This is a genomic window from Pseudomonas sp. GW823-FHT02F05, assembly GCF_058797315.1.
In genome coordinates this window covers 18,280-40,941 of record NZ_JBXAJM010000011.1, presented here as the reverse complement: position 1 = coordinate 40,941, position 22,662 = coordinate 18,280, and the positions used below count along the sequence as shown (strand labels likewise).

At 59.9% G+C, this 22,662-nt stretch carries 16 protein-coding genes; 3 read left to right on the top strand and 13 right to left on the bottom strand.

Translation table 11 applies throughout. The features are described from left to right. The first annotated feature begins 62 nt into the window (after window positions 1-62). From rpsO to AC1RAC_RS14555, 3 genes are all read left to right on the top strand, one after another. Window positions 63-332 carry a 30S ribosomal protein S15 gene (rpsO, locus tag AC1RAC_RS14565; RefSeq protein WP_003177875.1) on the top strand — a complete coding sequence of 90 codons (270 nt, stop codon included), beginning with the start codon at window positions 63-65 and terminating at the stop codon, window positions 330-332. Between the two features lie 195 nt (window positions 333-527). Beyond that, on the top strand, window positions 528-2,633 hold the full coding sequence (gene pnp, locus AC1RAC_RS14560) for a polyribonucleotide nucleotidyltransferase (RefSeq protein ID WP_003194180.1): 2,106 nt from the start codon (window positions 528-530) through the stop codon (window positions 2,631-2,633). Window positions 2,634-2,927: 294 nt separating this feature from the next. Continuing rightward, a complete protein-coding gene (locus AC1RAC_RS14555; protein WP_054898021.1) occupies window positions 2,928-3,548 on the top strand; it encodes a BON domain-containing protein in 621 nt (206 codons plus the stop codon). 284 nt (window positions 3,549-3,832) lie between these two features. On the opposite strand, the gene AC1RAC_RS14550 is transcribed toward AC1RAC_RS14555, so the two are convergent. From AC1RAC_RS14550 to dksA, 13 genes are all read right to left on the bottom strand, one after another. Beyond that, window positions 3,833-6,754: a DUF748 domain-containing protein gene (locus tag AC1RAC_RS14550; RefSeq protein ID WP_492616688.1), complete on the bottom strand. Its 2,922-nt coding sequence runs from the start codon at window positions 6,752-6,754 to the stop codon at window positions 3,833-3,835. Window positions 6,755-6,842: 88 nt separating this feature from the next. Continuing rightward, window positions 6,843-7,859: a class I SAM-dependent rRNA methyltransferase gene (locus tag AC1RAC_RS14545; RefSeq protein WP_492616687.1), complete on the bottom strand. Its 1,017-nt coding sequence runs from the start codon at window positions 7,857-7,859 to the stop codon at window positions 6,843-6,845. 92 nt (window positions 7,860-7,951) lie between these two features. Further along, window positions 7,952-9,889: an acetate--CoA ligase gene (acs, locus tag AC1RAC_RS14540; RefSeq protein WP_060764105.1), complete on the bottom strand. Its 1,938-nt coding sequence runs from the start codon at window positions 9,887-9,889 to the stop codon at window positions 7,952-7,954. 105 nt (window positions 9,890-9,994) lie between these two features. Then, complete coding sequence (gene pgi, locus AC1RAC_RS14535; protein WP_054917966.1) at window positions 9,995-11,659, bottom strand: glucose-6-phosphate isomerase; 1,665 nt, start codon at window positions 11,657-11,659, stop codon at window positions 9,995-9,997. Between the two features lie 224 nt (window positions 11,660-11,883). Further along, entirely contained in the window at window positions 11,884-12,735 is an 852-nt protein-coding gene (gene panC / locus AC1RAC_RS14530) for a pantoate--beta-alanine ligase (RefSeq protein ID WP_014719945.1), read from the bottom strand. After that, window positions 12,732-13,532 carry a 3-methyl-2-oxobutanoate hydroxymethyltransferase gene (gene panB / locus AC1RAC_RS14525; protein ID WP_034127012.1) on the bottom strand — a complete coding sequence of 267 codons (801 nt, stop codon included), beginning with the start codon at window positions 13,530-13,532 and terminating at the stop codon, window positions 12,732-12,734. The genes panC and panB overlap by 4 nt, the downstream gene beginning before the upstream one ends. 362 nt (window positions 13,533-13,894) lie before the next feature. Next, complete coding sequence (gene folK, locus AC1RAC_RS14520) at window positions 13,895-14,380, bottom strand: 2-amino-4-hydroxy-6-hydroxymethyldihydropteridine diphosphokinase (protein ID WP_054917964.1); 486 nt, start codon at window positions 14,378-14,380, stop codon at window positions 13,895-13,897. 2 nt (window positions 14,381-14,382) lie between these two features. Further along, complete coding sequence (locus AC1RAC_RS14515) at window positions 14,383-15,786, bottom strand: polynucleotide adenylyltransferase PcnB (RefSeq protein ID WP_003194157.1); 1,404 nt, start codon at window positions 15,784-15,786, stop codon at window positions 14,383-14,385. A gap of 695 nt (window positions 15,787-16,481) precedes the next feature. Then, window positions 16,482-17,918: a sigma-54-dependent transcriptional regulator gene (locus AC1RAC_RS14510; RefSeq protein ID WP_072448351.1), complete on the bottom strand. Its 1,437-nt coding sequence runs from the start codon at window positions 17,916-17,918 to the stop codon at window positions 16,482-16,484. A 22-nt stretch (window positions 17,919-17,940) separates the two neighbouring features. After that, window positions 17,941-20,895 (bottom strand): sensor histidine kinase, encoded by a 2,955-nt coding sequence (locus AC1RAC_RS14505; protein WP_161975095.1) that lies wholly within the window; start codon window positions 20,893-20,895, stop codon window positions 17,941-17,943. After that, a complete protein-coding gene (locus tag AC1RAC_RS14500) occupies window positions 20,879-21,055 on the bottom strand; it encodes a hypothetical protein (protein ID WP_003176118.1) in 177 nt (58 codons plus the stop codon). Before AC1RAC_RS14500 ends, AC1RAC_RS14505 begins: the two co-directional genes overlap by 17 nt. Before the next feature lie 62 nt (window positions 21,056-21,117). Then, window positions 21,118-22,005 carry a tRNA glutamyl-Q(34) synthetase GluQRS gene (gene gluQRS / locus AC1RAC_RS14495; RefSeq protein ID WP_089042455.1) on the bottom strand — a complete coding sequence of 296 codons (888 nt, stop codon included), beginning with the start codon at window positions 22,003-22,005 and terminating at the stop codon, window positions 21,118-21,120. Between the two features lie 83 nt (window positions 22,006-22,088). Beyond that, window positions 22,089-22,532: an RNA polymerase-binding protein DksA gene (gene dksA, locus AC1RAC_RS14490; RefSeq protein ID WP_003194150.1), complete on the bottom strand. Its 444-nt coding sequence runs from the start codon at window positions 22,530-22,532 to the stop codon at window positions 22,089-22,091. Window positions 22,533-22,662: the final 130 nt, after the last annotated feature.

Sequence of the window (22,662 nt, the reverse complement as noted above, 5' to 3'; positions counted from 1 at the left end):
GGATTTGTCCCTGGCCTGTTGAAACTGCCCTTTGGGTGGTTTCCTGAAAAAAGGATTGCCTCATGGCTCTCGACGTTCAAGAAAAAGCACAAATCGTAGCTGACTATCAGCAAGCTGTTGGTGACACTGGTTCGCCAGAAGTGCAAGTTGCACTGCTGACCCACAACATCAACAAACTGCAAGGTCACTTCAAGGCCAACGGTAAAGACCACCACTCCCGTCGTGGTCTGATCCGCATGGTAAACCAGCGCCGTAAGCTGCTGGACTACCTGAAAGGCAAGGATCTGGGTCGTTATCAGACTCTGATCGGTCGCCTGGGTCTGCGTCGCTAATAAGCGATTGCGCTAGAGGTTGGTTGTCTGCCGCGTGTCATCGGGATTCCCGGTGGCCCGTGGTAGGCTCCCAGCCTCAAGTTTTATCTGGATACACGTTTTACCCTGGACGAGCGTCGGGCCGATTCCCGGCATTGCCCAAGAATTTCGCAAGAAGACAAGTTCCCCCAAGAGCCACAAAGAAGGTAGGACACCGTGAACCCGGTTATCAAAAAATTCCAGTTCGGTCAGTCGACCGTTACCCTCGAGACAGGCCGTATCGCCCGTCAAGCCTCCGGCGCAGTGCTGGTTACCGTTGACGACGACGTGACCGTACTGGTGACCGTTGTTGGCGCCAAGACCGCTGACCCGAGCAAGGGCTTCTTCCCTCTGTCCGTTCACTACCAGGAAAAGACTTACGCTGCCGGTAAGATCCCTGGCGGTTTCTTCAAGCGCGAAGGCCGTCCTTCCGAAAAAGAAACCCTGACTTCCCGACTGATCGATCGTCCGATCCGTCCGCTGTTCCCAGAAGGCTTCATGAACGAAGTGCAGGTTGTCTGCACCGTCGTTTCCACCAGCAAGAAGACCGATCCGGACATCGCTGCGATGATCGGTACCTCGGCTGCCCTGGCCATCTCCGGTATTCCTTTCGATGGCCCGATCGGCGCTGCCCGCGTTGCGTTCCACGAAAGCACCGGCTACCTGCTGAACCCGACTTACGAGCAACAGAAAGCCTCGAGCCTGGACATGGTCGTTGCCGGTACGTCCGAAGCCGTATTGATGGTTGAATCGGAAGCCAAAGAGCTGACCGAAGACCAGATGCTGGGTGCCGTACTGTTTGCTCACGACGAGTTCCAGGTTGTGATCAACGCGGTTAAAGAATTGGCTGCCGAAGCTGCCAAGCCGACCTGGACCTGGGCTGCTGCCCCGGAAGCCACCGAACTGCTGGGCGCTATCCGCTCCGAGTTCGGCGCTGCCATCTCCGACGCCTACACCATCACCGTCAAGGCCGACCGCTACGCTCGCCTGGGTGAGCTGAAGGACCAGGTCGTTGCCAAGCTGTCCGGTGAAGAAGGCCAGCCTTCTTCCAGCGAAGTCAAAGCTGCTTTCGGTGAGATCGAATACCGCACCGTTCGCGAAAACATCGTTAACGGCAAGCCACGTATCGACGGTCGCGACACCCGCACCGTGCGTCCGCTGAACATCGAAGTCGGCGTTCTGCCGAAGACTCACGGTTCGGCGCTGTTCACCCGTGGCGAAACCCAGGCCCTGGTCGTTGCGACCCTGGGTACTGCCCGTGACGCACAACTGCTGGACACCTTGGAAGGCGAGAAAAAAGACCCCTTCATGCTGCACTACAACTTCCCTCCGTTCTCGGTGGGCGAGTGTGGTCGTATGGGCGGCGCGGGTCGTCGCGAAATCGGTCACGGCCGTCTGGCCCGTCGTTCGGTTCAGGCCATGCTGCCTGCCGCTGACGTGTTCCCGTACACCATCCGTGTCGTATCGGAAATCACCGAGTCCAACGGTTCCAGCTCCATGGCTTCGGTCTGCGGTGCTTCCCTGGCTCTGATGGACGCCGGTGTGCCAATGAAGGCGCCGGTTGCCGGTATCGCCATGGGCCTGGTTAAAGAAGGCGAGAAGTTCGCCATCCTGACCGACATCCTGGGTGACGAAGACCACCTGGGCGACATGGACTTCAAAGTAGCCGGTACCGCCAAAGGTGTGACCGCGCTGCAGATGGACATCAAGATCAAAGGCATCACCGAAGAGATCATGGAAATCGCCCTGGGCCAAGCCCTGGAAGCGCGCCTGAACATCCTCGGCCAGATGAACCAGATCATTGGTCAGTCCCGCACCGAACTGTCGGAAAATGCTCCGACCATGATCGCGATGAAAATCGACACCGACAAAATCCGTGATGTCATCGGTAAAGGCGGCGCGACCATCCGTGCGATCTGTGAAGAGACCAAGGCTTCGATCGACATCGAAGACGACGGTTCGATCAAGATCTTCGGCGAAACCAAGGAAGCGGCTGAAGCAGCACGCCAGCGCGTCCTGGGTATCACCGCTGAGGCTGAGATCGGCAAGATCTACGTTGGTAAGGTTGAGCGCATCGTCGACTTCGGCGCGTTCGTCAACATCCTCCCGGGCAAAGACGGTCTGGTTCACATCTCCATGCTGAGCGATGCTCGTGTTGAGAAAGTGACCGACATTCTGAAAGAAGGCCAGGAAGTGGAAGTGCTGGTACTGGACGTGGACAACCGCGGCCGTATCAAGCTGTCCATCAAGGACGTAGCAGCAGCCAAGGCTTCGGGCGTTTAATCACCCGCAGGCTTCACGCTGAAAAAAGGACTCCTCGGAGTCCTTTTTTTATGGGCGCGAGAAAATGAAGCAGAATCAGCTGTTTAGCGTCGCCCAAAAGCCGCAACTTGCATGCAGGCACGACGGGCTTCATGCAAGTTGCACGATTTCGAAAATTCATAGATTTCATAACTCGTTGTTTATTAAGGAATTTAATCCGTTCGGCGAGTTGGCACACTGCCTGCAATATCCCTGGTAGCGCTGCAGCATGAAGGTTTACGCCTGCAGACTTTTAATAAAACAGGAGTTACTCGTATGAAGAAGTTCGCTCTCGCTACTGCTACCGCTCTGACCCTGGCCATGGGTGCTAACGTAGCCTTTGCTCAGACTTCCCAAGCCCCTATGACTTTGGCGGCGGGTGAAGCGACCAAGGCTAAGGAAAGCGTTTCGGATACTTGGATCACCACTAAAGTCAAAGCTGACCTGCTGACCGAAAAAGGCATTCCAGGTTCGGACATCAAGGTTGAGACCAACAAAGGTGTGGTTTCCCTGTCCTCCGACGTAGCTATCTCGGATTCGCAGAAAGAAATGGCTGTAGGGATCACCAAGAAAATCAAAGGTGTGACTGCTGTTTCTGCTGACGGCCTGCTGGCTGGCGGCGCTACCAAAGCTGACGGCATCGACAAAACCAAAGGCGCTGCCCACGACGCTAAAGAGACCACCAGCGATACCTGGATCACTACCAAAGTGAAGGCTGACTTGGTAACTGAAAAAGGCATTCCTGGCACCGACATCAAGGTTGAAACCAACAAAGGTGTTGTATCCCTGTCGTCGCCTACCGCTGTGACCGCTTCGCAGAAAGAAACGGCTGTAGCGATCACCAAGAAAATCAAAGGCGTTAAAGCTGTATCGGCCGACGGCCTGAAAGCAGAGTAACGCTGACGTTTCGTTTGAACTGAATAGCGGCGGCTTAGGGTGAGTTAGATATCCACCTGACGCACCTCTGGAGTTCATGCGACCGGCCACACGGATGTGGTCATTACAGGCCCCGGCACTTGTGTCGGGGCCTGTTCTATTTCAGGCTGAAACAGAATGATCAGGCCAAAAAAATGTGGGAGCTGGCTTGCCTGCGATGCTGGCACCTCGGTCATTCAGTTGCACCGAGGTGATGCTATCGCAGGCAAGCCAGCTCCCACATTAGGATGGGCGGTGCTTAGAAGTTACTCAGCGTCCAGGTGCATTGGAGTGATCACTCGGCCATCTTTCTCGGCCTGCCCCAGCTGCGCATCGATGAAGTACACGCGGTCATCTTCCAACTGGCCCTTGTCCACCAGGTAATCCTTGATCGTGCTGGCTCGGTCCTGCCCCAACTGGCGCAGTAGCACGTCACTGCCACTCCAGAACTTGATCACACCGTCCTTGAGCTTCGCCGAGCGCTCATCGCTGCCCAGGTCTTTCCATTCGGCCGGGGGTTGCTGTTTGAGGCGGGTGCGGTAGATGCCTTCCAGCAATGGTGCTTTTTCCTTCTCCGGCACCTCAAGCAAAGAGGCTTGGGCCGGGACCTTGTCGCCACGGCGCTGGAGAATCTTGTAGTAGTTATATTGGTATTCACGCTCCAGTCGCTGTGCGGCCAGGAACGGCCCGTCACTGCTGGCGGCGGCTGTGCCTTCAATTTCCAGGCGCAGGGCAGGGCGCTCTTTCAGCGCCTTGGCCAGGGTGTTCAGAGCGCCTTCGGCGTCTTTGTTCAGTTCACTGGAGCCTGCGGCGAACGACACATTGCCCAAGTCTTCAGAGCCACCACCAGTGACCAGCCCGCCAATGAACTTGAAGGGCGCGGTTGCCGCACGCACCACGAGGTTGCGCAGGGTCTGCCACACAATCGGCATCACGCTGAATTGCGGGTTGTTCAGGTCGCCGCTTACCGGCAGTTCGATGGAGATCTTGCCGTCGGAGTCCTTGAGCAGGGCGACAGCCAGGCGAATCGGTAAATCGACGGCATCAGAGCTGTCGACTTTTTCACCCAACTGCAGTTGCTCGACCACCACTTTGTTTTCAGCCTTCAATTGGCCTTTGGTGATCACGTAGTGCAGATCGAGATTCAGGCGGCCCTTGCGGATGCGGAAGCCTGCGAATTTACCTGAGTAAGGCGTCAGGTTGGTCAGCTCGACACGCTTGAAGCTGGTGGCGATGTCCAGCGCGGCCATCGGATCAAACGGGTTCACGCTGCCTTTGATCGTCACTGGCGCGTAACGGTCCACCTTGCCCTTGATATCGACGCTGGCCGGTTTGGCCTGGCGACTGTCGATGGTGCCAATCTGGCCGTTGAGCTGTTGAATCGCGGTGGCAAAGTTGGGGGTGAGGCTGAAGTCGGCAAAGTTGGCCGAACCGTCGTTGATCGCGATCTGCCCGATATGAATGCCCAGGGGCTTGTCGTTACTAGCGGCAGGTTTGGCTGCCGACTTGCTGCCGCTGTCGGCCGGCTGCGGAATCAGCAGGTCGTCGATGTTAGTGGTGCGATCTTCGTTGATCATGAAGCGCGCATACGGCTGCAATAGGTTGACCTTGTCGATCGACAGGCTTTGGCCGTGCTGGTAGTTCATGCCCTCTAGCACCAGGCGCTGCCACTTGAGGAAGTCGCGGGTCTTCAGGGTGTCCAGGGTATGCAACTGGTCAACCTGGGCGCGGCCGGTGACCTGAAGGGCCAGTGGCTCGGTGCTTTTGAGGTTTACGTCCAGGTTGCTGCCGAGCATGCCGCTGCGCAATTCCAGGCGAATAAACGGGCTGATATAGGCCTGGGCGACCCGCAGGTCGATGTCCTGGGTGTTCACTTTCAGCTTGGCGCTGACCGGGTTGAGGTTAACTTCGCCGGTTGCCTGGATCTTGCCTTGCTTGCCCAGGCCGGTGTCGACCTTCAAGGCGAAGGGGCTCTGTTTGAGGCTGTCGAAGTTCTGTACGTCGACATTCAACGGGCCCAGTTCCAGCGCGACCGCAGGTTTAGCCTGGCGGTCGGCTAGGTGCACCTGATAGTTACGCAGTTGCACGTCCTTGAGCAGCACTTGCCACGGCTTGCTCGGGACCGCCGGTTGCGCCGACGGCGCGTCGGCAGCGATTGGTTCCGGAGTCTTGGCCGGTTTGCTCGGTTGGCTGGCGAACAGCTTCTGCCAATCCAGTTGACCATCGGCCTCACGGGCGGCCCAGGTTTCCAGCTTGTTGCTGCGGATCTTGCCGACAATGACCTGCTGCTTGGCCAGGTCTACCGTGGTTTCGCTGACGTCCAGGCGCTCCAGGCGCGCCAGTGGCCGGCCATCGGGGGCCTTTATAGCAAAGGGGGCGATGCTGGCGGCGGTGTTGGTCAGGTTCAGCTCGGTTTCTTTGGCCAGGCTGAATTTGTAGTCAGTGCTGAAGTTGAGCACCCCGTCTTCCAGAACCAGTGGCAGGGCGTCACGTACATACGGCCACCAGGCTTTCATCTTGCCGTCGGTCACCTTCAAGGTGCCTTCAGAGGTGATCGGTACCAGACTGAAGTTGCCTTTCCAGTCGATTTGCCCACCTTCGGGGCCGGCGGCGACCAGGGTCATGTCGGCATTGTCGTCGGGCAAAGTGCTAAGGTTTTTCAGCTCGAAGTCGAGTTCGTCGTAGAGGAATTCGATGGGCTCGCTGGGGCGCAGGTCCTGGAAATGCAGGTTACCACCGGCCAGCTTGATGCTGTCGATACGCAGTGGGAACGGCTTGGCGTCAGGATCGGCCGGGGTTGGCTCGCTCGGCGGCAGTTTGAACAACTGCGCCAGGTTCAGTTGGCCGGACTTGTCGAACAGCAGTTCGGTCTTGGGTTTGTCCAGCTGCACATCGGCCAGGTGCAGGGCGCGGGTCCAGAGGCTGTCGATCTGAAGGTTGGCGTAGAGGCGTTCGAAACCTACTTGCTCTTTGCCTGGCTCACCGATCTTCAGGCCCCACAGCGTCAGTTCCAGGCTGAAGGGGTTGAGTTCGATGCGCTCGATTCGCGACGGCACCGTGGCGTAATTGGCCAACTGTTGGTTGGCAATGCGAAGGGCGATGCCGGGTAATATCAGAAAGCCCAGCAAGCTGTACAAAGCAAGGGCGGTCAACAAGGCGCCTACGGCGCGGATCAATCCTTTGGGCATGGGTGAACGCCATCTATGTCGAACGAGAGTGCCTTGGAGTATGGCACGGGAATTCGGTTCCGAAGAACCGTGGGCGCTGGGAAACTTCCTACAAATGCAGGATCAGCGTCTTCAGCGGAGGCTGTTGGTCTCTGGAGGGAAAGTCGGCTCCAGGTGTTATAACCTGCCATTCGCGCACCGGGCGCCCGGCTTTTTCTGCGCAGCGCAGCACCTGCTCACGCCAGTCTTCCATGCTGACCTTTGCCAGGTTGTTGCAGCAAATCAGCACGCCATTGTCGGCGGTGGCCAGCAGTGCGGGTTTGAGCAGGCTTTGATAGTCGCGCAACAAATCGACCGTGCCGAAGGCGCTCTTGGCCCAGCCGGGAGGATCGAGCAGTACCAGGTCGTACTGGCGTTGCTCCAGGCGCGGATAGCTCGGCAGCTTCTGCCCGCGCCGCTGGGTGATGGGCAGGCCCGCCAGTTGGCGAATGGCCGGGAAGTAATCGGACTGTACAAACTCCATGCTCGGCAACTGCGGGTTGAGCTGGCCGTTTTCACGCCCCACTGCCAGGTTGCCCTCGGCAAAGTCCAGGTTGCGCACCTCGCGTGCGCCGCCCGCTGCCGCGCTCAAACCCACACCGCACGTGTAAGCGAACAGGTTCAGCACGCTTTTGCCGGCGCTGTGGTCCTTGACCCAGCCCCGGGTGTTGCGCAGGTCGAGGAACAGCAGTGGGTCTTGCCCGGCGTGGCGCCCGCGCACACGGTAGTTGAGGCCCCACTCGTGGCCGACCAGGTCTTCCAAGGCGCCAGGCTCCGCGCGGTACACCGTGTCTTCGCGGTCGATGCGCGAGTTGCCGCGGGCACGGTCGTTGTACACCAGCAACAATTCCAGGCCCATGTATTGGTTGATCAGTTGGTGCAGGTCCAGCAGGTCTGCAGTTTCCAGGGACTGGTGGAAGCTTTGTACCAGCAATTGCGGGCCGTAGCGGTCGATGGTCAAGCCGCCGGCGCCTTCCTGGCTGCCGTGAAACAGCCGATAGCAGTCCGTACCCTGGGCGTGCAGCGTGTTGATCAGGTTTTGGCGGTGATCGAGGGCGGCGCGCAGCGCCTGATTCAAGGGAGTCATGGAGCGCGCCTTGCTGGTTGATGAATAAGAAAAATGGGGCGCGAAGTTTAACAGCTAACCCCGGCCTGCACAGGCCGGGGATAATCCTGGCGCTATCGGTTGAGGCGTTTGTCGATCAAACCGTCCACCACGCTGGGGTCTGCCAGGGTCGAGGTGTCGCCCAGGCTGTCCAGTTCGTTACAGGCGATTTTGCGCAAGATGCGCCGCATGATCTTGCCGGAGCGGGTTTTCGGCAGGGCAGGGGCCCATTGGATCAATTCCGGTTTGGCGAAGCTGCCAATCTCCTTGCTGACCAATTCCAACAGGTGCTTTTTCAACGCGTCGCTGGGTTCGACGCCATTCATGGGGGTGACAAAAGCGTAGATACCCTGGCCCTTGACGTCGTGGGGGTAGCCCACCACGGCGGCTTCGGCGACCTGATCATGCAGCACCAGGGCGCTCTCCACTTCAGCAGTGCCGATGCGATGGCCCGAGACGTTGATCACATCGTCGATCCGCCCGGTGATCCAGTAGTCGCCGTCTTCATCGCGCCGTGCGCCATCCCCGGTGAAGTAGTAGCCGGGGTAGGGCTTGAAGTAGGTGTCGATCATGCGCTGCGGGTCGCCGTAGACGCTGCGAATCTGCCCCGGCCAGCTTGATCTGATGGCGAGTACACCACTGCCGGCGCCACTGATTTCCTTGCCCTGTTCATCGAGCAACACTGGTTGTACGCCGAACATGGGCTGTGTCGCGCAGCCCGGTTTGATGCGCTGGGCACTGACCAGCGGGCTGAGCATGATGCCGCCGGTTTCGGTCTGCCACCAGGTATCGACAATCGGGCAGCGCTGTTCGCCGACGGCGTTGAAATACCAGTCCCAGGCTTCCGGGTTGATCGGCTCACCTACGCTGCCCAGCAGGCGCAGGCTGGCGCGGGATGTACTCTGCAGCGGGCCGTGGCCTTCTCGCATCAGGGCGCGCAGGGCGGTGGGCGCGGTATAGAAAATATTCACCTGATGTTTATCGATGACCTGCCAGAAGCGCGAGCTGTCCGGATAACTCGGCACGCCTTCGAACATCAGCGAGGTGGCGCCATTGGCCAGCGGGCCGTAGACGATATAGCTGTGGCCGGTGACCCAGCCCACGTCGGCGGTGCACCAGAACACTTCGCCTTCCTGGTAATCGAGCACGTACTTGAAGGTCATCGCCGCTTGCAGCAGGTAGCCAGCGGTGGTGTGCAACACGCCTTTGGGTTTGCCGGTGCTGCCGGAGGTATAGAGGATGAACAGCGGGTCTTCAGCGTCCATCGGCTCGGGTGGGCAGTTGTCGCTGGCGGCGTCCAAGGCAGCTTGGTACTTGAGGTCGCGGCCCTCGTGCCAATTCACGCTCGCCCCGGTGCGCTCCACTACCAGTACCGTGCTGACGTTCGGACAACTGGCCAGGGCTTTGTCGACGTTATGTTTCAACGCCACGGGCTTGCCACCGCGTACGCCCTCGTCGGCGGTGATCACGGTGCGGCAATCAGCGTCGAGGATGCGGTCGCGCAGGGCGTCAGGAGAGAAACCACCAAACACCACCGAGTGCACTGCGCCAATTCGCGTGCAGGCCAGCATGGCGTAGGCCGCCTCGGGGATCATCGGCATGTAGATGCACACCCGATCACCTTTGTTCACGCCTCGGCTTTTCAACACATTGGCCAGACGGCTGACGTTTTGGTGCAGTTGACGGTAAGTAATCGTGCAGGATTTTGACGGATCGTCGCCTTCCCAGATGAAGGCCGGCTGATCGGCGCGTTGCGCCAGGTGGCGATCGATGCAGTTGTAGCTGACGTTCAACTGACCGCCGGCAAACCATTGGGCGGCACCGGTGTGGATGTCTGACTGCTGCACGCTGTGCCAAGGTTTTATCCAGTCGAGAAAGCCCTTGGCCTGTTCGGCCCAGAAGGTGTCTGGCTGGTCGATGGATTGGCGATAGAGGCGCTGGTAGTCCTCTTGACTGAGCTGCGCAGCCCGGCGGACGGCATCGGCGGTGGGAAAGGTGCTGATATCGAACATGAGCGCTCCTTATTCTTGTTTTTGCGACAAGTCATAAAGATGCACCCTGGGACGGGAGGGTTCAAGGCCAACGTCCAAACGCACGTTGACCTTGAATGAACGGCTTCAGCCGCGGTGACGACCGCGGAAGTAGTTGATCAGGCCCTGGGTCGACGCATCTTCGGCCAAGGTTTCTTCGGCGCCGGTCAGGCGGTTGTACACGCCTTTGCCCAGCTCCTTGCCCAGTTCAACGCCCCATTGGTCGAAGGCGTTGATGCCCCACACCACGCTCTGCACGAACACCTTGTGTTCATACATAGCCACCAGTGCGCCAAGGCGACGCGGGCTGATGCGCTCGACCACCAGGGTGTTGCTCGGACGGTTACCCGGGATCACCTTGTGCGGTGCCAGCTTCTGTACTTCGGCTTCCGGCAGGCCCTTCTCACGCAGCTCGGTTTCGGCCTCGCTGCGGGTCTTGCCGAGCATCAGCGCCTGGCTCTGGGACAGGCAGTTGGCGTACAGCCACTGATGGTGGTCGGACACAGGGTTGAAACTGACGATCGGCACGATGAAGTCGGCCGGGATCAGTTGAGTCCCTTGGTGCAGCAACTGGTGGTAAGCGTGCTGGCCGTTGCAGCCTACGCCGCCCCAGATCACCGGGCCGGTATCGGTGGACACTGGCGTGCCGTCCTGGCGCACGCTCTTGCCATTGGATTCCATGTCCAACTGCTGCAAATGCTTGGTGATGTTACGCAGGTAATGGTCGTACGGCAGGATCGCATGGCTCTGCGCACCCCAGAAGTTGCCGTACCACACCCCCAGCAAGCCCAGCAGCACGGGCATGTTGGCTTCGAACGGCGCGTTCAGGAAGTGCTGGTCCATGGTGTAGGCACCCGACAGCAGTTCCTTGAAGTTGGACATGCCGATAGCCAGGGCAATTGGCAAGCCGATGGCAGACCACAGCGAGTAGCGCCCACCGACCCAGTCCCACATTGGGAAGATGTTTTCTTCGCGAATACCGAAAGCCACGGCCGCGGCATTGTTGCTCGAGACGGCGATGAAGTGGCGATACAGCTCGGCTTCCGAGCCCCCCTGGGCCAGGTACCAGGCGCGGGCGGCCTGGGCGTTTTTCAGGGTTTCCAGGGTGTTGAAGGATTTGGACGAGACGATAAACAGCGTGGTCTCGGCGCGCAGCTTCATGGTCAGTTCGTGGAACTCGCTGCCGTCGATGTTCGCCAGGTAGTGGCAACGCACACCTTTATGGGCGTAGGACAGCAAGGCCTCGGAGACCAGTTCCGGGCCGAGGAATGAGCCACCGATACCGATGTTCACCACGTCGGTGATCGGCTTCTCGGTGTAGCCGCGCCACAGGCCGTCGTGGATACGGCCGACCAGGTCAGTGATCTGGTTCAGCACCTTGTGCACGTCCGGCATGATGTTCACGCCGTTGACCGACAGCTTGTCGCCCACCGGGCGGCGCAGGGCGGTGTGCAGGGCAGGGCGGCCCTCGGAGGAGTTGACCGGTTCGCCAGCGTACTGCGCGTCGATCGCCGCCTTGAGATTGACTTCCTTGGCCAGGCCCACCAACAGGTCGCGGGTTTCGCTGGTGATCAGGTTTTTCGAGTAATCGAGGAAAAGTCCGCAGCTGCTCAAGGTGAACTGGGAAAAACGCTGAGGATCGGCATTGAACGCGTCGCGCATGCTGAAATCCTGCATGGCTTGGCGATGTTGAACAAGCGCTTGCCAGGCGGGCAGCGCGGTAACGTCATGAGGGGTGCGGTAGTACGCCATCGCTGCGGGTTTCCTTTTATTACGGGGACTGCCTTTAGGACACTTCAAAGCCCGGAACATCCAGTCTTATCGCAAGGATTGGGTTCCAGACAGCGCTAACCATAGCGCAGGGCAGTTACATTAAACCTAGCGTGTGGATATGTCTTGGCTTTGTCTGCGCTGTGGCCGGTACTTTTTTATACCGGCACAGCCGTCGGGGCAACAGGTTGAGGGTAAAGCGGGGGTCAGGCGAGGTTCAGGTGCAGGTTATCGATGAGGCGTGTTGCCCCCAGATAAGCGGCGACCAGGATCACCACATCACGATCTTCAGCCGTGGCCGGGCGCAGATGTACGCCTTGGCGCACTTCCAGGTAGTCCATGCGCAGCCCTGCGGCTTCAATCTGCTGAATGTGCTCGGCGCGAAGCCTGGCAAAATCATGATCGCCGCCCTGGATGGCCGTGGCGATCTGGCTGAGCGCGCGGTACAGCACTGGCGCGACCGCACGTTGCTCCTCGGTGAGGTAACCGTTGCGTGATGACAGCGCGAGGCCGTCCTCGGCGCGCACGGTAGGCTCGCCGATGATCTGGATCGGCATGTTCAGGTCGCGGACCATGGCGCGGATCACCGCCAACTGCTGGTAGTCCTTCTGGCCAAATACGGCCATGTCCGGCTGGACCATGTTGAACAGCTTGCTGACCACCGTGGCCACCCCTTCAAAGTGCCCTGGGCGGCTGGCGCCGCACAAGCCTTCGGACAGCTGAGGCACGCTGACGCGGGTCTGGCCGTTCATGCCATCGGGGTACATTTCCTCGACCGTGGGCGCGAACAGCAGGTTGCAGCCCGCCTGCAGGAGTTTTTCCTGGTCGGCGGCCAACGTGCGCGGGTATTTGTCCAGGTCTTCGCCAGCACCGAATTGCAGCGGGTTGACGAAAATGCTCGCCACCACGAAATCCGCTTGCTGCGCGGCCTTGGTCACCAGGGTGGCGTGGCCGCTGTGCAGGTTGCCCATGGTGGGTACAAAGCCGATGCGCTTGCCGGCGCTACGGGCGTGGGTTACGGCAGCCCGCAGTTCGCGGACGGTTTTAACGGTGTTCATGCCGAGAATCCGTGTTCAACGCCTGGGAACGTCACGTTTTTGACTTCGCTGACGTAGGCGCTCAGGGCGGCGTGGATGCTGTCCTGGCCAGCCATGAAGTTCTTCACGAACTTGGGCACGTGGCCGGTGATCGACAGGCCGAGCATGTCGTGCAGGACCAGCACCTGGCCGTCGGTGGCGGAACCGGCGCCAATCCCGATCACGGGCACTTTGACGGCCTGGGTGATTTCGGCAGCCAGTTCGCTAGGCACGCACTCCAGCAGAATCATCGCTGCACCGGCCTGTTCCAGGGCGATGGCATCGGCGCGCATCTGGCGGGCCTGGGCTTCATTGCGGCCCTGAACCTTGTAGCCACCGAGGATATTCACCGACTGCGGTGTCAGGCCCATGTGCGCGCACACTGGCACGCCGCGCTCGGCCAGCAGCCGGATCGACTCGGCCAGCCACACGGCTCCTTCGACTTTGATCATGTGCGCGCCGGCCTGCATCAGCTTTCCGGCGTTCAGGAAGGTTTGCTCAAGGGTGGCGTAACCCATGAACGGCAGGTCCGCGATGATAAAGGCGCCATCGTTGCCACGCTTGACGCTGGCGGTGTGGTAGGCGAGTTCATCGGTGGTCACAGGCAGCGTGCTGTCATTCCCTTGAAGAACCATGCCCAGGGAGTCGCCCACCAGCAGCACTTCGACGCCAGCCTGGCAGCTGGCGTGGGCGAAGGTGGCGTCATAGCAGGTCAGCATGGTGATTTTTTCACCTTTGAGCTTGAGGCTCTGCAAGGTGGTCAGGGTAATGTCTGGCATGAAAGGGTCCTCGTTCAGGCGCTTGGAAACAGCGAGTAACGCGCGTGAGTCTTCGTTTATACAGGCGCACTGTCTTGAAAGCAGTGCTTATAAGGCCTGGATTGCGCCCTGTCGCGCCGGGTTGGCGGCAGCGGGACGCCTATAGTCGTGAGGAGGACACGGGAAGTCAATTGGATGTGTTACCGCATTGTTACGATGGCGGTGTTACCGCTGTTACTGACGCGATTCAGCAAGTTGAGCACGGGTTTTGGCCGCACTGAATCCAATGTGGGAGCTGGCTTGCCTGCGATGGCATCACCTCGGTGTGGCTGATACACCGGGTCGCTTGCATCGCAGGCAAGTCAGCTCCCACATTGACCGGGTCATTCTTGAGGTAGGCGTTCCAGGCCGACGAACGGGCAGGCGGTGAGCAGGTCGCTCAAACGCTGGCCGTCAGGCAGCTGCAGGTCGGCTGGCGCCAACTCAGCCAACGGATACAGCACAAACGCGCGCAGATGCATCTGGTAGTGCGGCACCTTGAGGCGCGGCTCATCGATCAGGCGATCACCGAACAGCAGGATATCCAGGTCCAAGGTGCGCGGGCCCCAGCGTTCCAGGCGTTCGCGGCCCTGATCGTTTTCGATGGCTTGCAGCGCATCGAGCAGGTCCAATGGCGGCAGGTGACTGTCCAGCGCCGCAACGGCGTTGGTGTAGGGCGGCTGGCCGGGCAGCAGTGAATCGCTTTGATAGAAGGCGGACACACCGGCGAGCTGAGTGCCAGGCAATTGCGCCAGCGCCTCGATCGCGCTGCGCAATTGTTGCTCCGGGGCAGCCAGGTTGCTGCCCATGCCGATGTAGATACGTTCCACGTTTATTCGCCCGCAGCGCCCGAGGCATCGGCACTGCTGCGTTTACGCTTGGTGCCGCTGCGGCGACGCTTTTTCGGGCCTTCGCCGGCGCTATCACCTTTGCTGCCCAGTTCACGAATCATTTCGCGGCGCTGGCTGTCATTGGCGTCCTGATAATCGGTCCACCATTCGCCCAGGCCATCGGTCTGCTCGCCCGCGCTTTCGCGTAGCAGCAGGAAGTCGTAGCCGGCACGGAAGCGCGGGTTGTCCAGCAACAGATCGGCGCGCTTGCCGCTGCGGCGTGGCAGGCGCTCCTGCATGTCCCAGATTTCGCGGATCGGCATGGTGAAACGTTTGGGGATGGCGATGCGTTGGCACTGTTCGGCGATCAGCTCGTGAGCCGCTTCCTGCATGGCCGGGATCGGCGGCATGCCACGGTCCTGCAGGCGCAGTACGCGTTTGGGCAGGGCCGGCCACAACAAGGCGGCAAACAGGAACGCCGGGGTCACCGGTTTGTTCTGCTTGATGCGCAGGTCGGTGTTGATCAAGGCTTCGCTGATCAAGGTGTGGGTGTACGTCGGGTTGTACTCCAAGGCCTCGGCGCTGGCCGGGAACAGGGGGTCGAACAACTGCAGGTCCACCAGCATTTCAAAGGTGTCGGCGGCGTAGCCCGAAAGGAACAGCTTGAGCACTTCCTCAAACAGGCGTGCCGAGGGGATTTCCCGCAGCATCGGCGCCAGTTCGCGAATCGGCGCGGCGGTGTGTTTTTCGATGCCGAAGTTGAGCTTGGCGGCGAATCGCACGGCACGCAGCATGCGCACCGGGTCTTCCTGGTAGCGCTGCGTAGGATCGCCGATCAGCCGGATCAGGTTGTTGCGAATGTCGTGTACGCCGTTGGCGTAATCGAGGATGCGCTCGCTGACCGGGTCGTAATACAAGGCGTTGATGGTGAAGTCGCGACGTTGCGCGTCCTCTTCCAGGGTGCCATACACGTTATCGCGCAGGATGCGCCCGCTCTCGTTGCGGGAAGACTGGTTAGTGTCCTCCTCTTCATCGTTTTGCGGGTGACCGGCGCGGAACGTTGCGACCTCGATGATTTCGCGACCAAAGTGGATATGCACCAGCTTGAAGCGCCGGCCGATGATTCGTGCATTACGAAACTCGGCGCGCACTTGTTCAGGCGTGGCGCTGGTGGCGACGTCGAAATCCTTGGGCGTGATGTTGAGCAGCATGTCGCGTACGCAACCACCCACCAGGTAGGCCTGGTAGCCGGCGTTCTGCAAACGTTCGACGATGTTCACTGCATAACGGCTGAATTGAGCGCGCTGCAGCGAATGCTGGCTGCTATTGAGCACTTCAGGCGTGCTGCGTTTGTGTTGCGTTCGACGCAAGGGAGAACGGAATGACTGGAACAACTTCTTCAGCATGGGATGCACTGTTTGAAGGAATGTTCGGCCATAACGAAGAATGACCGCATGATGGGCGGGGATTCTAGCATTTAGTCAGGGGATGGTGTAGGAACAAGCTAAAGGCATTGCGCCATAAGCGTTTGAAGGTCAAATCCCGGAAACTACAAGGGGAGCCGAAGCTCCCCCAGAAGTAGTTGCGTGCTCTATTTTTATTATTGATGTCGGGCTTCTTGTTTTTGTTGATCGCCCTCGCCACGAAGCTTCCTTCATGACACTCCCAATCGGGAGCCAAGAGCAAACGGATTGCTTTGGTCGCTGTGTTGCTGATCTACGATCCAACCAGTTCAGGCTCTGCCTTAGGGCAGTTTTTGTTGTTCTCGGCCTGGTTGCGGGGCAAGCCCCAAATGCAACGCCTCTCCAAAAGAATCAGTTAGCTGCGCCTCCGCCGTGTTGTTTTTGTTATGCGTGAGTCGATTCGTCTTATTTTTATTGTCTTGTACAAAGCTTGTTATTGTTTTTGTACTAAGCATATAGCAGGGTGCGTGCCAACTTTTGCGCCGTCCAGCAAAACCGGGGGTTTGGGCTGGTTTCGCCAGATTGAGGGCCAAAAAAAAGCCGGGGCTTCGTTACCGTAAGCCCCGGCTTTTGTTACGTGAAAATTCAGCGGTAACAGTTTTTTCACATCAGCAGGTGTTACCTGTGGGGCTGCACCCTCAGCTTTCGCTGGCCACCCCGGTCTTGCGCCGCGGAATGCCCAGGCGCTGACGCCGTTCCCACAGGCATTTGCGACTCACGCCCAGCTTGCGTGCCAGCTCTGTCTCGGTCATATGGTCCTGATGCTCGAGCACGAAGTGCTGGAAGTAGTCTTCCAGTGACAAATCTTCCGTCGGTTCATGGCTGGTATTGCTACCGCTGCCCTGCTGCGGGGACAGGCCAATGAAGTCGTCGTCATCCAGATCGCTGAGCTCAATGTCGATGCCCAGCAACTCGGCGGAAATCTCCGGGCTCTCCGACAGAATCACGGCGCGCTCGACGGCGTTCTCCAGCTCGCGCACGTTCCCTGGCCACGAGTAGTGACGGATCGCCTGTTCGGCGTCCGCGGCAAACTTCAGGTCGGTGCGGTCAATGCGTGCGCCTTGACGCAACAGGAACGCGTTGGCGATTTCGTTGACGTCGGCGCCACGCTCGCGCAGGGCCGGCAGTTTGAGCGCGATGACATGCAGGCGGTAATACAAGTCCTCACGAAACTGGCCGATCTTGGCCAGGCTCTTGAGGTCACGGTGTGTCGCCGCGATCAATCGAACATCGACCTTCTGCGATTGCACCGAGCCGACCCGGCGAATTTCGCCTTCCTGCAGCACGCGCAGCAAACGCGCCTGGGCTTCCAGGGGCAACTCGCCAATTTCATCGAGGAACAAGGTGCCGCCGTCCGCGGCCTCCACCAGGCCCGCACGCCCGGCGCTGGCGCCGGTGAATGCACCTTTCTCGTGGCCGAACAGCTCGGATTCGATCAGGGATTCGGGGATCGCGGCGCAGTTCACCGAGATCATCGGCGCCTTGGCGCGCTTGGACAGGTTGTGCAGGGCGCGGGCCACCAGTTCTTTGCCGGTGCCCGATTCGCCCTGGATCAATACATTGGAGTCGGTCGGCGCCACCTTGCGGATCTTGCTGTACAAGTCCTGCATCGGAGGGCAGGAGCCGATGATGCCGATCTCGCCATTGCTGTTGTTGGCACCTGTTTTTTCGGCGCCGCTGGTCTTGCCGGTGGGGCGTGGCTCGGCAGGCGCACTGCTGGCCGACACACGGTCACGCAGGATGCGGGCCACGGCCTGGAGCATCTCGTCGTGGTCGAAAGGCTTGGCGATGTAATCCACCGCGCCCATCTTCATTGAGTCCACCGCCGAGCGCAGGCTGGCGTAGCTGGTCATGATCAGCACCGGGGTGCCCTGGCCCAGCTTGATCAGCTCGGTGCCCGGGGCGCCTGGCAGGCGCAGGTCACTGACAATCAGGTCGAACGTGGGAATGCTGAATCGCTCTTGGGCTTCCTGCACCGAGCCGGCTTCGCTGACCTGGTACTGATTACGTTCAAGCAGGCGACGCAAGGCAGAGCGGATAATGGTTTCGTCTTCGACGATCAAAATGTGCGGCATTGATTCAATTCTCTCGACGGTCTCAGTTCACAGCGGACGTCGCTTCGACATGACGCGGCAAGGTCACCCGGATACGGGTGCCGCGTTGGCTTTGTGTGTCAGCCGGGCTGTCGATGGTGATTTGTCCATAATGCTCTTCAACGATGGAATAGACCAGTGCAAGGCCCAGACCGGTACCTTCACCGGGGTCCTTGGTGGTGAAGAAGGGTTCGAACAATCGGTCCATGATGTTCTGTGGAATGCCGCTGCCTTCGTCTTCCACGATCAGGTCGACCGTGTGCTCGAAAGCCTCGCTCTTGACGCGTACAGCACTGCCGGCCGGCGACGCGTCGCGGGCGTTGGACAGCAGGTTGATCAGCACCTGGGCCAGGCGTTGTGAGTCGCCATCGACCCAATGCTCCGGATCGCACAGGTTAAAGAACTGTACTTCGAAATTGCGCCGGTTCAAGGCCAACAGCCCAATGGCATCCTGGGCCACTTCGGCCAGGCACACCGCTTCGTCCTGATTCTGATGGGCGCCGGAGTGGGCAAAGCTCATCAACGACTGGACGATGCGTGAAACCCGCTTGGTCTGTTCAAGGATTTGCCCGCTGATTTCGGTGATTTCCCCGTCTTCTTCACGCTCTTCCCGCAGGTTTTGCGCCAGGCAGGCGATACCGGTGATCGGGTTACCGATTTCATGAGCAACGCCGGCCGCCAGGCGCCCAATGCTGGCCAGGCGTTCGGAGTGCACCAGCTTGTCTTCGAGCATCTGTGTATCGGTCAAATCTTCTACCAGCAGCACCAGGCCGCTGTTACCCGGCGCCAGAGGTTCGTCGATGGCCGCTTTGTGCAAGTTGAGCCAGCGGGTCTGGCCGTCGAGGGCCAAGTGCTGTTTGTGCAAGTGCTCGTCTGGCAGGTTGATGAAACCCTGCAGCAGCTCTTTCCAGGGATCGCCCAGGGTATTGAGGCGCGAACCCACCACCCGCTGGGCGGCGATGCCGGTGAGTTCTTCCATGGCCTTGTTCCACATCAGGATTTCCTGGTCCTTGGCCAGGGAACACACGCCCATCGGCAGTTCCTGCAGAGTCTGGCGGTGGTAACGGCGCAGGGCATCGAGTTCGGCCGCCAGGCCCGTGAGGCGCGAGTGGTAATCCTCCAGCCGGCTTTCGATGAAGTGGATGTCTTCGGTGACGTAGTTTTCGCCACCGGCCTTGTAGGGCAAGAAGGTTTCCACCATGTCCTGGGACACGCTCGGCCCCATCAACCCGGACAGGTTGGCTTCGATACGGTCACGCAGGCGGCGCAGGGCATAGGGGCGGCGCTCGTCAAATGGCAGGTAGAGGTCGCGCAGCGCCTGTTCGACTTCCTTTTGTGCGGCCTTGGCACCCAGGGGCTTGGCCAGTTGTGTGGCGAACTCTTGGGGCGAGGCCGCATGCAGTTCGCGGCGTTGCGGGCGGCGCACGTTATCCACCGCACAGGCTTCGGCGGCGCTGGTTTCTTCGGCGCTGGCGTTGGTGAACAGCGAGATCAGGGTAAACATCAGTACGTTGGCGGCCAGCGAGGCGATGGCAGCCATGTGCCAACTGGTGTCGTCCAGCACGTAAATCATGTTCAGCAACGGGATATAGAAGCCCTGCAAGTTGCCGACCAGCGGTAACAGCATGGTCACGGTCCACACCAGGATCCCGGCCAGCAGCCCGGCAATAAAGCCACGGCGATTGGCGGTCGGCCAGTACAGCACCGACAACACGCCCGGCAGGAACTGCAAGGTGGCGACAAACGCGACGATGCCGAGGTTGGCCAGGTCTTGCCCGGCGCCCAGCAGCAGATAAAACGCGTAGCCGGCCATGATGATCGCGACGATCAGCGCGCGTCGGGTCCATTTCAACCAACGGTAGATATTACCCTCGGCTGGCGGCTGGTACAGCGGCAGTACCAAGTGGTTGAGCGCCATGCCCGAGAGTGCCAGCGTGGTGACGATGATCAACCCGCTGGCGGCCGACAACCCCCCGACATAGGCCAGCAGCGCCAGAGCCGGGCTGTTGGCGGCAATACCGATGCCCAGGGTGAAATACTCAGGGTTGGTGGTGGCCCCCAGTTTCAGGCCGGCCCACAGGATCAGCGGCACCGCCAGGCTCATCAGCAACAGGAACAGCGGCAAGCCCCAGCTGGCGCTGACCAGCGAGCGCGGGTTGAGGTTCTCGGTGAAGGTCATGTGGTACATGTGCGGCATCACGATCGCCGAGGCGAAGAACACCAGCAGCAGCGTTCGCCATGGGCCTTCCTGCAATGGCGTATGCAAGGCGGCGAGGGCGGTCTGGTTTTGCAGCAGCCACAGCTCCAGCTGTTGCGGCCCGTCGAACACGCCGTAAAGCGCATAAAGGCCGACGCCGCCGATGGCGATCAGCTTGATGACCGACTCAAAGGCAATCGCAAACACCAGGCCCTGGTGTTTCTCGCGGGTGGCGATATGGCGAGAACCAAAGAAGATGGTGAACAAGGTGATCAGCGCGCAGAACGCCAGGGCAACCCGATGTTGCACGGGCTCGCGGGTCAGGATGCTGATGGAGTCGGCCACCGCCTGGATCTGCAGGGCCAGCAACGGCAGCACGCCGATCAACATGAAGATGGTGGTCAGCGCGCCGGCCCAGGTGCTGCGAAAGCGAAAGGCAAACAGGTCTGCCAGGGAGGACAGTTGGTAAGTCCGGGTGATTTTCAGGATCGGATACAGCAGCACCGGCGCCAGCAGGAACGCGCCGGACACCCCCAGGTAACTGGAGAGAAAGCCGTAGCCGTACTGATAGGCCAGCCCCACCGTGCCGTAGAACGCCCAGGCACTGGCGTAGACGCCCAGGGACAAGGTGTAGGTCAGCGGATGGCGAATGATCGCCCGCGGAATCATTCCGCGCTCACTGATCCAGGCCACGCCGAATAACGCAGCCAGGTAGGCGGCGCTGATCAGCAGCATCTGGGTGAGACTAAAGCTCATCGGCATCTTTTTGGCTCTGCAGGATGAAGGTCACGACGATCAGGATCAGCCATAGCAGATAAGGGCGATACCAGGCGCCCGTGGCGTCGATCCACCAATCCATGATGGCGGGGGAGAACAGGTAGATCCCGACGACCAGCAGCAGGACCAAACGATAGATGTACATGTTGGCCTCTGATTAAAAATCTGCCGCGATGTTAACGGATGATGGGCAACCTGCAAGCGCCTTCAACTCAATTGCGCTTCGGCCAGGGTCAGTGTGCGCGGGATGCGGGTGGCGTCCCAGTGTGCAATGCCCCAATCCAGCAGTTCTCGTGGGCTGGCGTACTGCAACTGCGCGTTGGGCTGTTGGCCAAGGGCACGCAGCGCTCTGAGCAGCAAAGGCGTGGCCTGGTCGGCTGTCAACGGTGGAGAGCGGTAGGACTTGCCCAGCTTGTTGCCGTCTGGCTGCACGATCAGCGGCACGTGCAAGTAACGGGGTTGGCGCAGGCCGAGCAGTTCTTGCAAGTAAAGCTGGCGCGGCGTGGAGTCGAGCAGGTCGGCGCCGCGTACGATATCGGTTACACCTTGCCAGGCGTCGTCGAGCACCACCGCCAGTTGGTAGGCGTAGAGGCCATCGCGCCGACGAATGATGAAGTCGCCGGCATCGCGCCCCAGATGTTGCCGGAACTCGCCCTGGACGCGGTCGACAAAGTGATATTCCAACTCGGGCACGCGCAGGCGGATCGCGGCATCCTGCTGTTCGTGGCCGGCATTGCGGCACAAGCCTGGGTAAATCCCGTTGTAGGGCTCCAATTGCTTGCGCGAGCAGGTGCAGGCGTAGGCCAGGCCGTGGTTGAACAGGTCGTTGAGCATTTTAGCGTAGGCATCATGCCGCTCGCTCTGGCGAACCAGTTCGCCATCCCATTCAAAGCCGTAGCTTTCCAGCGCATGCAGGATCGCCGCCTGAGCGCCGGGCTCTTCACGGGGAGGGTCAAGGTCTTCCATGCGCATCAACCAACGGCCGTGGTGGGCGCGTGCATCGAGGTAGGAGGCGAGGGCGGCAACCAGGGAACCGAAGTGCAAATGGCCGCTGGGTGTGGGGGCGAAACGCCCAATATAGGTAGAGGCTGTCATGGCCCGGATACTACTGCATAACCGGTGAACGCCAGAAACAAAAATGGAGCGTTCGCACGCTCCACTCGTTCAACTCGGCAAAGTTACTTGCCGACCTGTTTTTCCTTGATTTCAGCCAAGGTCTTGCAGTCTACGCACAGGTCCGCGGTTGGACGGGCTTCCAGTCGGCGAATACCGATTTCGACGCCGCAGGATTCACACCAGCCGTATTCTTCGTCTTTGATCAGTTGCAGGGTCTTGTCGATCTTCTTGATCAACTTGCGCTCGCGATCGCGGGCGCGCAGTTCGAGGGCGAACTCTTCTTCCTGGCTGGCGCGATCGGCCGGGTCAGGGAAGTTGGCCGCTTCATCCTTCATATGGTCAACCGTACGGTCGACTTCCTGCATCAAGTCCTGTTTCCACTTGTTGAGGATCTTGGTGAAGTGCTCGCGCATGGGCTCGCCCATGTACTCCTCGCCCTTTTTTTCGACATAGGGTTCGAAGCCGCCGAGGCCTTGAGTCTGCTGTTGCTTTGCTTGGGTGGACATGAATAGACCGCCTCTCACTCTTCTAATCCATTGCGCAGGATTGCAACGTCACCGACACCTGCCGGCCCTGCGGCTGCAAGCGGGCGAACTTACCAGATAGATTCAGGGTGCGCTACTCCCGGTTGTCGAG